The sequence below is a fragment of the Halobacterium yunchengense genome, from assembly GCF_037031165.1.
Taxonomy (GTDB): domain Archaea; phylum Halobacteriota; class Halobacteria; order Halobacteriales; family Halobacteriaceae; genus Halobacterium; species Halobacterium yunchengense.
Map to the genome: position 1 here is coordinate 160,034 of NZ_JAYEZL010000001.1, position 12,461 is coordinate 172,494.

The window sequence follows — 12,461 nt, forward strand, 5'->3', positions numbered from 1 at the left end:
CGGGACGGTTCGCGAGCGCTCCCGAGGCGGCCCTCGCTACAGGTAGGCGGCGTCCCAGCGCGTCGGCTTCCGGTGGTTCCCGCAGTCGTTGCACTCGACGCGGCCCATCGCGTCCATCGTCGTGTCCAGGGACCCGCAGTTCGCGCAGTAGAACCCGTACCGGTCGGTCCGGTCCTCCGAGCGGTACGCCGCGTAGAACGGCGCGTCCGACCCGCGCTCGCGCTCGTCGTACGCGACGAACACCGTGCCGTCCTCGACCTCGAACTCCTCGGTGAGGTCGGCGGCCGACCCCGAGGGCAGCTTCACGTAGAGGTGTTCCGTGTACGAGGTCCCGCCGACGTCCAGCGTGCGCTGGCCGGTGCGGGCGTAGCCGTTCGCCTGGTAGAACTCGTTGCCCGCCTGGTTCGCGGCGAGCACGCGGCCCTCGACGCGGTTCGCGCCCGCCTCCATGAGCTCCGACTCGGTTCGCTCCAGCAGCCTGCCGCCCAGGCCCCGGTCGCGGTATCGCGGGTGGACGTGCAGCCACTGGATGGCCGCGACGCCCGGCTCGTCCGCCGGCTCCTGCGGCCGCGCGTCGTCGTCGTCGGGCTGGCGGACGTCCAGTTCGCTCTCCGAGAACGCCACGACCGCCCCGTCGTCCTCCACGACGACGAACAGCACGTCGTCGGCCGCGAGGCGCTGCTCGAGGCGGTCGCTCGCGTACCACTCGTCGACCGCCGCCCCGACGACGTCGTCGCCGAGGTCGCCGGCGTACGTCTCGTCCAGCGATGCCTCCGCGACGCGGCGGATGCCCGCGGCGTCCTCGTCGGTGGCTGCTCGGACCTCCATGTGCGGGCACACGTCGCCGACCCACTAATACCTACTCGCGGCCGGGTCAGGAGGCGTCCGTGCGCCGCGAGACGTACTCGATGGCGACCAGGCCGACGCCGAGCAGCACGCCGACCGACAGCACGCCGAACAGCGCGAGGTTCGGGCCCGTCAGCTCGAATGTCACGGGGCCGACCGCCCCGTACTGCGCGCCAGGCCCGTCGGCCAGCGGGCCGGCCGGGCCGCCGTTCCCGTAGACGATGGAGCCGAGCACGTACCCGAACACGCCCGCGACGCCGACCGCCGCGAGGTACATCCACACCACGACCCGGCGCCCCTGGGTTTCGCGTTCGCTCACGACCGGACGTAGGCGCCGGAGTGGGTAGCCTTTTGCGGTGTCGCCGCCAACCACCGGTATGGAAGACAAGGAACTCATGTTCCTGGTGCTGGCCGCCATCGCCGTGCTGATGTTCCTGACCGGGTTCGTGCTCGTCCTCGCGTAGCGTCGCCGTCGACTGCGGCGGCCGTCGAAAAGACCGTTGTCGCGTCGTCAGTCGGCGGACTGCGCGTCGTCCTCGGGTTCGCCGCCGTCGGCGACCGCGGGCACGTCGGACTCGCGCTGCTGCTCGTACCACGCCCAGTCCTTCGTGAACTGGTCGACCGACTCGAGGCCCCACGGGTCGGCGGAGTCGACGCGCGGGCCCTCGCGCCACGACACCACCATGTTGTACACCCAGAACAGGGTGCTGATGCCGATGAGGAACGCGCCGGCGGTCGCGATCTGGTGGGCGGTGGCGAACTGCGGGAGGTAGGTGGCGTACCGGCGCGGCATGCCGCCGTAGCCGAGCCACAGCATCGCGAGGAAGGTGAGGTTCGAGCCGACGAGCGCCGTCCAGAAGTGGAGGTGCCCGAGCCGCTTCTGGTACATCCGGCCGGTGAACATCGGGAACCAGTAGTAGGTGCCGGCGAACAGCGCGAACCCGATGGCGCCGTACACGATGAAGTGGAAGTGGCCGACGACGTAGTAGGTGTCGTGGAGGATGAGGTCGACGGGGACGGCGGCGAGGAAGACGCCGGTGACGCCGCCGATGATGAAGTTCTGCACGAAGCCGATGCAGAACAGCATCGGCGCGGTGAGCCGGAGCTTCCCGTTCCACATCGTGGTGATCCAGTTGAACACCTTCACCGCCGACGGGATGGCGATGGCCAGCGACACCGCCATGAAGCTCGCGCGGAGCCGCGGGTCGATGCCGGAAGCGAACATGTGGTGGGCCCAGACGCCGAAGCTCAGGACGCCGATGGCGAGCGTCGAGTAGACGACGAACTTGAACCCGAAGAGCTTGCGGCCCGAGAACTTCGGCAGGATCAGCGAGACCAGGCCCATCGGCGGGAGGACGAGGATGTACACCTCGGGGTGGCCGAAGAACCAGAAGAGGTGCTGCCAGAGGATGGGGTCGCCGCCGCCGACCGTGAAGAACGTCGTCCCGAAGTTCCGGTCGAGCAGGAGCATGATGAGCGCGCTCCCGAGCAGCGGGAACGCGAACAGGATGAGCCCGGACTGCGTGAGCATCGTCCACGAGAAGATGTCGAGTTTCGGCCACCCGACGTCCTCGCTGCGCTCCGTGAAGATGGTCGCGATGAAGTTGATCGCGCCCATCGTCGCGGAGACCCCGGTGAGGTGGAGGCCGAGGAGCATCATGTCGACCGCGGGGCTGGCCATCTGGATCGACAGCGGCGTGTACATCGTCCAGGAGGTCTGCGCGGTCGCGATGCTCGGGATGAGGAAGCCGGACCAGATGAGCAGCGCGCCCGGCGGCAGCAGCCAGAACGCGATGGCGTTGATCCGCGGGAACGCCATGTCGTCGGCGCCGATGAGCAGCGGGATGAAGTAGTTCCCGAACGCCGCGATCATCGGCGTGCCGAACAGGAACAGCATCGTGATGCCGTGGCTGGTCATCAGGCCGTTGTAGAGGCCGGGCCCGATGACGTCCTGTGCGGGCGCGGCGAGCTCGGTGCGCATCAACAGCACCATGAGACCGCCCACCGCGAACGTGATGGTCCCGTACGCGCCGTACAGGATGCCGATGTCCTTGTGGTCGACGGTCGTGAACCACCGGATGATGCCACCCGGCTTCTCTTCGTGTCCGTGGTCGGTGCGCTCCCCGAGCGCACCGCCGACGTCGCTGAGGGGCGTGTACGACCGCCAGTCCTCGAGGCGCGCGAGGGCGGCGGCCACGGCGACGAGCAGAACGCCCATCAGCACAGTCAACACCAGTGATGACGAGGCCATGTTCAGTCGTCGGGCCTGGACCGTAAAGAAAGCTTAGGATTGCCGCCGCCGGGAGACCCGGCAATAATCGCAGTAAAGAGTCGGATTCCGCCGGTCGCCGCTGACAGGTCACCGAGCCGAACCGCGTCGGACTCCGGGGCGCTCAGGGACCGACTTCCTCGCCGGGGCCCTCGATCTTGACCGCGGCGGCGTACGTGAGGATGGCGAGCGCGACGAACACCCAGGCGACGAGCACGAACTGGAGGCCACGCTCGAGGCTGAGGCCGCCGCCCCACGGGTTCACGAGCGCGAACGCCAGGATGAAGAACGCCAGGATGGCGAGTGGGACGATGTTGACCGTGAGGTCGAGGATGGTTTCCTTGTCGAAGATGCTCGACGACATTGCCCGAACGTCGGGGCGGCGGACAGATATAGCTTGAGGATTCCGCGCGACGGCGACTGGCGGCCCACAGCGGCCCGGTGGCGGCCCCTGCGCTCGGTGGCGTCTGTGCGCTCAGAGGCGCTCGGTCTCGTAGAGGAACAGGGCGACGGCCGCGGCGGCGACGACGACCGCCGTGCCGAGGAACGCGAGGCCGCGGGCGGTGGCCGCGGTGCCGACGTAGAGCGCGCCGCCAGCGCCCCCGAACACGGCGGCGACGCCGAGCGCGGGCCGGTAGAGCGTCGACGCGAACCCGGACTCGCGGAGGATGCCGACGACGCTCCCCGCGAGCAACAGCAGCCCGCCCACGGCGACGGGGAGCAGGCCGTCGAACACGATGCCGATCTCCGAGATGACGATGCCCAGCACGATCGGAATCGGCCACGGGCTGGCGCGAGCGTACTCGTCGCTCAACCCCTGCTCCGTTTGCTCGACCATACGTCGAGTTAGGCACCGCGCGTTAGAAAGCCATCGCTTCCGCGCGCCTGCGGCGGGCCGACCACGGCGACCGCGTGAGACCGCCCAGTAGGCCGACCGCGACGAGTGCGTCAGACGGCGAAGACGGCGTACGCCATCAGGAATCCGAAGTACAGGACGACCAGCACGGCGAGCGCGCGCAGGCGGAACGACCGCAGGTCCTCGGTCTCGCTGCGGTAGGCGGCCTCGTAGGCGTCTCGTTCGGCTGCGTCGAGGGCGTCGTAGTGTTCGAGCCCGCGGTGGAGGTCCCGGAGGCGCTCGCTCGGGAACGCCTCGGCGCAGTACGGGCACCGGGGGGCGTCAGCGGGCGCGTCGGCGGTCCGGTCGTGGTCGGCGGTGGCTGCTGTCATGGTCAGAGGAACGGCGGTTCGCCGGCCGGCTGGCCGATGATCCAGAGGCTCGTCATCGTGTAGAACACCATCGCGGCCGTGAGCGCGTACTGGCTGCGGATGGCCTGCAGGCGTCCGGGGAGTTCGTCGTAGGCGGTGGCGTGCGCGACCCAGATGGCGAGCAGGTGGCCGAGGAGGACGGCCGCGATGCCGACGCCCGACAGCCACGCCGGGAGCACCAGCGTGCGCGCCACCGGCGGGTTCAGGGGGTTCGCGAGCGCGCCCACCAGCGCGGGTGACAGCGAGAGCGCGTACGTGAGGTAGTGCGCGAGGTGGTAGCCGGCGGCGATGGCGAGCAGCGACGGCGCGAACCGGCGCGCGATGCGGCCGGTGTCCGTGAACGTCGGCCCCGTCCGCTTCGCGGCGCGCGCCGCCCACCAGTACAGGCGGTGGAACGCGAGGAAGCCGACCGCGAGCGCGGCCGGATACAGCAGCGCCGGCGGGACGCCCGCGGCGACGGCGGCGCGCGCGAGCGACGCCCACGCGGGCGTGCCGACGAACCCGTCGAAGGTCGTCCCCCAGAGGACGGCGACGACGAACGCCACGCCGCCGTTCGTCGCGACGACGTCGTCGGTGAGCCGCATCCCCGGCAGCCGCAGCGCGAGCGCGTCGTCGGTCCGCTGGACGGGCGCGACCGACCCGTACATCCGGAACAGCCGCGCGAGCGGGTCGACGCGCTCGAACCACTGGCGGTGGCCGACCGCGAGGACGCCCGCGGCCGCGAGCGCGAGGTAGCCGAGCGCGGCGGCGGCGAGCAGCGGCGCGTCGTCCGCGAGCGGGCTCACCACCTCGAACCAGACGAGCGCGAGCAGGAACGCCGTCGACGCCCACGCCGCACGACCCGGCGACAGGTCGACGTCGCGGCCGGCGAGCGCCCCCGCGAGCGGTCGCGTGAGCGTTCGGAACGGGTCGACCGCCGGCCACGCGTTCCCGACGAGGTACGTCGTCATCGCGAACGCCGCCCACCAGCCGACCCAGACGAGCATGATGGCGGCGTTCCGCAGCGAGTCGTCCGGCCCCAGGTAGCCCGCGGCGACCACCACGGCGAGCCCCGCGACGCCGACCGCGCGACCGGCCCACGCGAGCAGGCGGCGCGGCGCGGACAGCCCGTGGCGCCACGAGTCCACCGACGCGACGAACGCGCGGTCGGTGACGAAGCTCGCCAGCAGGAACGACGCGCCGACGACGGCGCCGCCGGTCGAGAGGAACAGCCACGTGGGCACCGCCAGCCCCTGGCTGCTCGCGTTCCGGAGGCTGCCGCCGTGCGCGACGGCGACGCCGCAGACGGCGGCGAGACCGACGGCCGCGCCGAGGACGCGCGCACTCTGGCGTGACATGTGTCGGGGCGTTGGCTCCCGGCCAGTGTGAGGATTGCGGTACGGCGGCGACGCGGACGGAGTTGGATGCCTTTTTGGTACTCGGCCCGGAACGGGCTGGTATGACCGTCACGGACGACTCGACCGACGACCACGGCCACCACCTGCCGGCCGTGGAGGACTGGCCGAAGGGCTTCGGCGAGGCCAGCTGGTGGCCGTTCATCACCGCGCTCGGCGCCGCCGGCTTCTACGTCGGCGCGGCGCTGTACGTGCTCGGGCAGAGCGAGACCCTCGTGGGCCCGACGGCCGGTCCAGCGGTCTTCGTGGGGAGCACGTTCGTCTTCCTCGTCGGGCTGTACGGCTGGGTGTACCACGCGTTCGTGAAGCACTTCTGGTCGCGGGACACCGGCGACGGCACCGCGCTCCGCTGGGGGATGATCCTCTTCCTGGGCTCCGAGATCGCGACGTTCGGCGCCGGCTTCACGTACTACTTCTTCATCCGCGCGGGCGCCCAGTGGTCCGAGGCCGTCCAGCACGTCCCCGAGGGGTTCCTCGGCGCGCTCGTCCTCGCGAACACCGCCATCCTCGTCGTCTCCAGTTTCACGCTGCACTTCGCGCACGTCGCCCTGCGGAAGGGCAACCGGTCGCGGTTCGTCGGCCTGCTCGCCGCGACGCTCCTGCTCGGCGTGGTGTTCATCGGGGGCCAGATCTACGAGTACTACGAGTTCGTCGTCCACGAGGGCCTGACGCTGTCCGGCGGCGTCTTCGAGAGCGCGTTCTTCGGGCTCACCGGCCTGCACGGCCTCCACGTCTCGCTGGGCGCGGTGCTCATCGGCATCGTGTTCGTGCGCGCCCTGAAGGGCCAGTACGACGCCGAGCGCCACACCTCCGTGACGACCGTCTCGATGTACTGGCACTTCGTCGACGCCGTCTGGATCCTCCTGGTCGTCGTCCTGTACGCCGGCGCGGTCGTCGGCGCGTAACGGAACCCGCCGTCCTTTTTCCGCTGGCCGCCAACCGCCAGCCATGAGCCTCGACGCCGACCGCCTCCGCGACCGCGTGTCCGCGCCGGTCGTCCACCGCGAGTCGATTCCGAGCACGAACGACCTCGCGCGCGCCGAGGGCCGGGACGGCGCGCCCCACGGCACGTTCGTCGTCGCGGACGAGCAGACCGCCGGTCGCGGCCGCACGGGCAGCGTCTGGGCGTCCCCGCCGGGCGGCGTCTGGTCGAGCACGCTCGTCCGGCCCGGCTTCGACGCGAGCCACGTCGGCCGCCTGACGTTCGCGGGCGGCGTCGCGGCCGCGGAGACCGTCGAGGCGTTCGGCGTCGACGCCCGCCTGAAGTGGCCGAACGACGTCGCCGTCGAGGGCGCCGACGGCGCGCGCCGGAAGCTCTGTGGCGTCCTCACGGAGGCCGTCGTCGACGAGGTGCCGGTCGCCGGCAAGCCCGTCGACGAGGTGCTGCCGGGGACCGACCCGAGCGAGGCGGCGCTCTCCTTCGCGGTCCTCGGCGTCGGAGTGAACGCGGCCCTCGACCCGTGCGACCTCGACGTCGACCGGGACGTGACCTCGATCGGGGCGGTAGTCGGCGACGTCGACCCGGTCGAGGTCGCCGCCACGTTGCACGACCGCCTCCTGGACTGGGTGGACCGCGTGGAGACCGACGAGGGGTTCGACGCGGCGCTCGACGCGTGGCGCGAGCGGTCGGCGACCCTCGGTGAGCGCGTGCGCGTCGAAACCCGGGACGGCGACACCGTCGCGGGGGACGCCACGGGCGTGACCGACCGCGGCGCGCTCGTCGTCGACACTGCCGACGGCCGCGTCGAGGTCACCGAGGGGGAGTGCGCTCGCCTCCGGCGGCCCTGACGTCGACGACGCGGTCCGGGACGGAGGGACGACGAGTCAGCGACGCCAGAGCGGAACTGAACCGAAGGACGACGAGTCAGAACAGCAGGAAGACGACGAGTCAGAACGGCGGGAAGACGACGTGACGGGACCGGAAAGCGAAGAGAACGGCGACGCGACGGAACGAGAGGACGGGAAGAACAGCGACGTGGGACCGCGGGGCGACCGTCGAGCGGTCAGACCGAGGTGTTCTCGGGGTCGTCGACCCACTCCTCGTACTTGTCCTCCTCGACGACCACGATCTCGCCGAGCATCTCGGAGTGCCCCTGCCCACAGAACTCGGCGCAGTACAGCGTGTACGTGCCCTTCTCGGTGAGCTCGGTGATGAGGTAGTTCGTCTGGCCGGGGACGGCGTCGGTCTTCAGGCCGAGCTCGGGCGCGTGGAACGCGTGGATGACGTCCTCGGACTCCGTGCGTATCACGAGCTTGGTGTCCTCGGGGACGACCATCGGCTGGTCGCCGTAGTCGACGCCGGAGACGGCGGGCCCGGAGCTGACGGTGAGGTTCTCGTTCGGGTAGTTGTACTTCCAGTACCACTGGACGCCCACGGTGTCGACGACGACCGTGTCGTCCTCGGCCATCGCCTCTTGTGCGTCCGCCTGTGTGGCGGTGACGGTCGGCTGGGCCATCACGCCGTACGCGGCGACGCCGACGAACAGGAGGACGACCGCGGTCGCGACCGTCCACGTGATCTCCAGCCGGCGGTTCTCCTTCGTCGGCTTCGCCTCGTCGCTCTTCCGGAACTTCCAGACCGTGTACACGAGGATGCCCTCGACGAGCAGCGTGATGGGGAGCGCGGCCGCGAGCATCATCGAGTTCAGGTCGCGGATGAGCTGCTCGGTCACCGACTGGTACTGCGCAGCGGCGACGGGGTCCACGAAAGCGGCGAGGAAGCCGACGGCGGCGACGAGTGCGGGAGCGAGCCGCTTGCCTCTCATGCTACTCCGTGGGTTCGGAGCGGTTCCATAAATAGGTGCTGAAAGCGCCCGTCGGCGAGTCGGACAGGCTAAGTGGGACGCGGTGTAAGCCCCGACGAGAGCAGTACGTGACTCGACACACACCCGACCGGTTCACGGCGGTGCTCGCTGCGGCCGCGATGGGCGTCTACGCGCTCCTCGTCGTGGGCGCGACGTCCGCGCTGACGGACGCGGCGAGCGCGTGCACCTCGTGGCCGGCCTGCGGCGGACGCTGGTACGCCATCGACTCGCTGTCGCTGGCGGTCGTCTGGGGGCACCGCACGGCAGCCGCAGTGACCGGCGTCCTCGTGCTCGCGGCGGCCGCGCTGGCGTGGCGCCGCGGCGCGTCGCGGCGCGTCCGCGCTGCCGTCACGGTCGCCCTGCTGGCCTACCCCGTCCAGGTCGCGGTGGGCGCGCTGACCGCGACGTCCGGGGCGTCGGCGGCGCTGAGCGGCGCGCACCTCGCGCTCGGCGTCGTCATCTTCGCCGGCCTGGTCGCGGCGCTGGCGTGGACGCTCGAGGCCCAGACCGGCCACCTGCCGTCCAGCGAGTGGGATGGCGAATCGAGGGCGGACGACGGCGGCGAACGCGATGGTCCGGAGTCGGGACCGCTCGCGACCGCGTACGCCTACGTCCGGCTGACGAAGCCGCGGCTGATGTGGCTGCTGTGCCTCGTCGCCGCCGCGGGGATGGCGCTGGCCGCCGGGGAGAGCCTGCGCGCGGAGACCGTCGCGCTGACCCTCGGCGGCGGCGTGCTCGCCATCGGCGCGTCCGGCACCTTCAACCACGTCCTGGAACGGGAGAAAGACCGGAAGATGGCGCGCACGAACGACCGGCCGCTGGCGACCGACCGCATCCCGAAGCGGAACGCGGTCGCGTTCGGCCTCGCGCTGGCGGCGGCGTCGCTGGCGGCGTTCGCGTCGGTGAACGCCCTGACGGCGGCGCTCGGCCTGACGGCCATCGTGTTCTACTCCGTGGTCTACACGCTCGTCCTGAAGCCGAACACGCGACAGAGCACGGTCATCGGCGGCGCCGCGGGCGCGCTCCCGGCGCTCATCGGCTGGGCGGCCGTCACCGGCGACGTCGGCGTCGCGGGCATCGCGCTCGCGGCGGTCATCTTCCTGTGGACGCCCGCGCACTTCTACAACCTCGCGCTCGCGTACAAGGACGACTACGAGCGCGGCGGCTTCCCGCTGATGCCGGTCGTGCGCGGCGAGGCGACCACGCGCAAGCACATCGTCTACTACCTCGGCGCGACCCTCGTCTCGGCGACCGCGCTGGCCGCGCTCGCGGACCTCGGCGTGCTGTTCGCGGCGACGTCGGCCGCGCTCGGCGCGGTGTTCCTGTACGCTGCGGTCAGGCTGCACCGCGAGCGCGACCGCCCCGCGGCGATGCGCGCGTTCCACGCGTCGAACGCCTACCTCGGCTGCCTGCTGGTCGCCGTGGTCGTGGACGCGATGGTGGTCTGAGATGGGCGCGACCGCCTCCGCCTCCCTCGACCGGTTCCGCCCCGGGAAGTCCACGCTGCTGTACGGCGCGCTCCTGGTGAACGGCGAACTCGCGCTCGTGCTCCTGTACTTCGCGCTGACCTCGTCGGTCCCGACCGACCCCCTGTTGCTCGCGTACCCGTTCGTCTGGATCAACGCCGCGCTCTGGGGCGTCTCGAGGGTCGACCTCCCGAGCGCGTCCCGCCGCCAGTACGCGGTCGCGCTCGCCGTCGCCGTCGCGTACTTCCTGCTGCTGGGCGGCCTCGGCGGCCTCTACATGCTGCACGGCCACGGCCTGGGCTCGCGCATCGCGTGGCTGTCCCCGGGCTGGGGGCCCGTGCTCGTGTACAGCGGCGCCGAGCTGACGGTGAGCCTGTTCCCGTACAAGGTCGTCGGCTACGGGGCGCTCGCGTACCTCGTCGCGGTGACGATACTCGACGCCGCGCGCACGGGCGTCGCGGGACTGCTCGGACTGCTGTCGTGCGTGAGCTGCACGTGGCCGGTCGCGGCGACGGTGCTGACGGGCGCGTTCGGGAGCGCGTCCGCGGTCGCGACCGCCGCACAGAACGAGCCGTACGGCCTCTCGACGGTCGTGTTCGTCTCCTCGGTGCTGTTGCTGGTGTGGCGGCCGACGCGGTAGCCGGTCGCGGACCGCAGTCCTTTACCTCGCCGACCCCCGAGCGTCGGGTATGACTCCCGCTGTCGTCGCCGAGGACGTCCGCAAGGCCTACGGCGACACCGCGGCGCTGGACGGCGTCTCCCTGTCCGTGGACGCCGGCGAGGTGTTCGCGCTCGTCGGCCCGAACGGCGCCGGGAAGACGACGCTCGTGCGGTGTCTGACGGGCACCGCGGCGCCCGACGAGGGGGCGGTGCGCCTGCTCGGCGGCGCGCCGGGCGACGCCAACGAGCAGCGCGTCGGCCTGCTCCCCCAGGACTTCTCGCCGCCGGACCGCCTGAGCGCGCGCGAACTCGTCGCGTACTACGCCGGCCTCTACGACGGCGCACGCGACCCCGACGCCGTGCTCCGCGAGGTCGGCCTCGACCCGGACGCGGAGACGTGGTACGCCGACCGCTCGGGCGGCGAGAAGCGACGGGCGTGCGTCGCCGCGGCGCTCGTCAACGACCCCGACGTCCTCTTCCTGGACGAGCCGACGACCGCCGTCGACCCGGCGGGCCGGCGCGCGCTCTGGCGCGTGTTCGAGGACCTCGCCGCGTCCGGCACCACCATCGTGCTCACCACCCACGACATGGCGGAGGCCGAGCGGCTCGCGGACCGCGTCGCGCTGCTCGCGGACGGCCGCGTCGCCGCCACCGGGACGCCCGAGGAGCTGGTCGCCGAGCACGGCGGCGCCAACCGGCTCGTCGTCGAGACCCCGGCGGCGTCGGCGGCGGTCGACGTGCCGGGCTTCGACGTCGAGGCGACCGACGAGGGGCTCGTGGTCGCGGACGTCTCGCCGCGGGACATCGACGAGGTGGTGGCGGCGCTCGAGGACGCTGGCGTGGGCTTCGACGCGCTGTCGTGGCGCGAGCCGACGCTGGAGGACGCCTACCTCGCGCTCGCCGGCGACGTCGAGGGCGTCGGCGGGGAGGCGGCTGGCGCGTCGGGCGCGGCCGCTGCAACGCCACGTGGGGAGGTGCGGCGATGACGCGCGCCGGCCGCGTCCGTTCGGAGGCGGCGGCGACGTACCGGACGTTCCTGCGGCGCCGCACCGCCGTGTTCTTCACGTTCTTCTTCCCGGTCCTGCTCATCGTCATCTTCGCGGGGCTGGTGCGCACGACCTCCGGGAGCGGCGGCCTGTTCACGGAGCCGACCGGCTACTACGTCCCGGCGTACCTCGCGACCGTCGTGCTGTTCACGCCGCTGTCGCGGGTCTCGAGTACGGTGGCGCGCCACCGCGAGGGCAACCGCTTCGAGAAGCTGTCGACGACGCCGCTGACGCGCGCGGAGTGGCTGGCCGCGCACGCGCTCGTGAACGTCGCGCTCGTGGCTGCGGCGTGTCTCGTGTTGCTGCTGGCGCTGCTGGCGACCGGCGCGTCGTTCGCGCTGTCGCCGTGGCTCGCGGTCCTGGTGCCGGTGACGACGCTGTTGTTCTGCGGCGTCGGCGCCGTCATCGGCAGTCTGGCGGACGGCCAGGACGGCGCCATCGCCGCGAGCAACGGCGTCGCGTTGCCCCTGCTGTTCCTCTCGGAGACGTTCGTCCAGCCGGCGCTGTTCCCGGCGTGGTTCCGGCCGGTCGTCGACCTGTCGCCGCTGGTCTACTTCGCGCGCGGCGTCCGCGCGGCGACGTTCTCGGGCGGCGACCCGACCGCCGACGCGGCCGTCGTGGTGGTGCTGGCGGTGGTCGCGTTCGTCGTCGGCACCCTCGTCATCCCGTGGACGGAGTGAGGGAGGTCCGAAGACGGCCGTCTCCGTCGT

The 12,461-nt window shown here is 71.8% G+C and carries 14 protein-coding genes; 6 read left to right on the forward strand and 8 right to left on the reverse strand.

Translation table 11 applies throughout. The features are described 5' to 3' along the window. Positions 1–36: 36 nt before the first annotated feature. The 7 genes from U5911_RS00740 to U5911_RS00770 form a co-directional block, all read right to left on the reverse strand. Positions 37–828: a GNAT family N-acetyltransferase gene (locus U5911_RS00740; RefSeq protein WP_336034428.1), complete on the reverse strand. Its 792-nt coding sequence runs from the start codon at positions 826–828 to the stop codon at positions 37–39. A 46-nt stretch (positions 829–874) separates the two neighbouring features. After that, the gene (locus U5911_RS00745; protein ID WP_336034429.1) at positions 875–1,165 is read right to left on the reverse strand and encodes a DUF7520 family protein; all 291 of its coding nucleotides are present in this window, start codon (positions 1,163–1,165) and stop codon (positions 875–877) included. 192 nt (positions 1,166–1,357) lie between these two features. Further along, positions 1,358–3,103 carry a cytochrome c oxidase subunit I gene (gene ctaD, locus U5911_RS00750; RefSeq protein ID WP_336035865.1) on the reverse strand — a complete coding sequence of 582 codons (1,746 nt, stop codon included), beginning with the start codon at positions 3,101–3,103 and terminating at the stop codon, positions 1,358–1,360. Between the two features lie 136 nt (positions 3,104–3,239). Continuing rightward, complete coding sequence (locus U5911_RS00755) at positions 3,240–3,479, reverse strand: DUF6684 family protein (protein ID WP_336034431.1); 240 nt, start codon at positions 3,477–3,479, stop codon at positions 3,240–3,242. A 111-nt stretch (positions 3,480–3,590) separates the two neighbouring features. Beyond that, positions 3,591–3,953 carry a DUF7541 family protein gene (locus U5911_RS00760; protein ID WP_336034433.1) on the reverse strand — a complete coding sequence of 121 codons (363 nt, stop codon included), beginning with the start codon at positions 3,951–3,953 and terminating at the stop codon, positions 3,591–3,593. Between the two features lie 110 nt (positions 3,954–4,063). Further along, positions 4,064–4,342: a DUF7410 domain-containing protein gene (locus U5911_RS00765; RefSeq protein WP_336034435.1), complete on the reverse strand. Its 279-nt coding sequence runs from the start codon at positions 4,340–4,342 to the stop codon at positions 4,064–4,066. A gap of 2 nt (positions 4,343–4,344) precedes the next feature. Beyond that, positions 4,345–5,718, reverse strand: coding sequence for a hypothetical protein (locus U5911_RS00770; RefSeq protein WP_336034436.1), 1,374 nt, complete (start codon positions 5,716–5,718; stop codon positions 4,345–4,347). A gap of 101 nt (positions 5,719–5,819) precedes the next feature. On the opposite strand from U5911_RS00770, the gene U5911_RS00775 reads away from it, so the two are divergent. Together U5911_RS00775 and U5911_RS00780 are read left to right on the forward strand one after the other, a co-directional pair. Beyond that, positions 5,820–6,680 (forward strand): cytochrome c oxidase subunit 3, encoded by an 861-nt coding sequence (locus U5911_RS00775; RefSeq protein WP_336034437.1) that lies wholly within the window; start codon positions 5,820–5,822, stop codon positions 6,678–6,680. Positions 6,681–6,723: 43 nt separating this feature from the next. After that, on the forward strand, positions 6,724–7,563 hold the full coding sequence (locus U5911_RS00780; protein WP_336034438.1) for a biotin--[acetyl-CoA-carboxylase] ligase: 840 nt from the start codon (positions 6,724–6,726) through the stop codon (positions 7,561–7,563). A gap of 215 nt (positions 7,564–7,778) precedes the next feature. Here U5911_RS00780 and coxB read toward each other — a convergent pair whose 3' ends face one another. Continuing rightward, positions 7,779–8,540, reverse strand: a complete 762-nt coding sequence (coxB, locus tag U5911_RS00785) for a cytochrome c oxidase subunit II (RefSeq protein WP_336034440.1) — start codon at positions 8,538–8,540, stop codon at positions 7,779–7,781. A gap of 158 nt (positions 8,541–8,698) precedes the next feature. Between coxB and cyoE the strand changes: the two genes are divergently transcribed. Genes cyoE through U5911_RS00805 form a run of 4 tightly spaced genes read left to right on the forward strand, consistent with a single transcriptional unit; the run spans position 8,699 to position 12,431 of the window. Continuing rightward, positions 8,699–10,027: a heme o synthase gene (gene cyoE, locus U5911_RS00790; protein ID WP_336035867.1), complete on the forward strand. Its 1,329-nt coding sequence runs from the start codon at positions 8,699–8,701 to the stop codon at positions 10,025–10,027. A gap of 1 nt (position 10,028) precedes the next feature. Continuing rightward, positions 10,029–10,685 (forward strand): DUF7546 family protein, encoded by a 657-nt coding sequence (locus U5911_RS00795; protein WP_336034442.1) that lies wholly within the window; start codon positions 10,029–10,031, stop codon positions 10,683–10,685. 49 nt (positions 10,686–10,734) lie between these two features. Beyond that, entirely contained in the window at positions 10,735–11,691 is a 957-nt protein-coding gene (locus U5911_RS00800) for an ABC transporter ATP-binding protein (protein WP_336034444.1), read from the forward strand. Then, positions 11,688–12,431, forward strand: coding sequence for an ABC transporter permease (locus tag U5911_RS00805; protein ID WP_336034446.1), 744 nt, complete (start codon positions 11,688–11,690; stop codon positions 12,429–12,431). The genes U5911_RS00800 and U5911_RS00805 overlap by 4 nt, the downstream gene beginning before the upstream one ends. The last annotated feature ends 30 nt before the right edge of the window (positions 12,432–12,461 follow it).

Excerpts from the sequence above, each read along its gene's own strand:
- U5911_RS00740 (WP_336034428.1), bottom strand. The coding sequence starts at position 828 with ATGGAGGTCCGAGCAGCCACCGACGAGGACGCCGCGGGCATCCGCCGC.
- U5911_RS00755 (WP_336034431.1), bottom strand. The coding sequence starts at position 3,479 with ATGTCGTCGAGCATCTTCGACAAGGAAACCATCCTCGACCTCACGGTC.
- U5911_RS00760 (WP_336034433.1), bottom strand. The coding sequence starts at position 3,953 with ATGGTCGAGCAAACGGAGCAGGGGTTGAGCGACGAGTACGCTCGCGCC.
- U5911_RS00765 (WP_336034435.1), bottom strand. The coding sequence starts at position 4,342 with ATGACAGCAGCCACCGCCGACCACGACCGGACCGCCGACGCGCCCGCT.
- U5911_RS00770 (WP_336034436.1), bottom strand. The coding sequence starts at position 5,718 with ATGTCACGCCAGAGTGCGCGCGTCCTCGGCGCGGCCGTCGGTCTCGCC.
- U5911_RS00775 (WP_336034437.1), top strand. The coding sequence starts at position 5,820 with ATGACCGTCACGGACGACTCGACCGACGACCACGGCCACCACCTGCCG.
- U5911_RS00780 (WP_336034438.1), top strand. The coding sequence starts at position 6,724 with ATGAGCCTCGACGCCGACCGCCTCCGCGACCGCGTGTCCGCGCCGGTC.
- coxB (WP_336034440.1), bottom strand. The coding sequence starts at position 8,540 with ATGAGAGGCAAGCGGCTCGCTCCCGCACTCGTCGCCGCCGTCGGCTTC.
- cyoE (WP_336035867.1), top strand. The coding sequence starts at position 8,699 with ATGGGCGTCTACGCGCTCCTCGTCGTGGGCGCGACGTCCGCGCTGACG.
- U5911_RS00795 (WP_336034442.1), top strand. The coding sequence starts at position 10,029 with ATGGGCGCGACCGCCTCCGCCTCCCTCGACCGGTTCCGCCCCGGGAAG.
- U5911_RS00800 (WP_336034444.1), top strand. The coding sequence starts at position 10,735 with ATGACTCCCGCTGTCGTCGCCGAGGACGTCCGCAAGGCCTACGGCGAC.
- U5911_RS00805 (WP_336034446.1), top strand. The coding sequence starts at position 11,688 with ATGACGCGCGCCGGCCGCGTCCGTTCGGAGGCGGCGGCGACGTACCGG.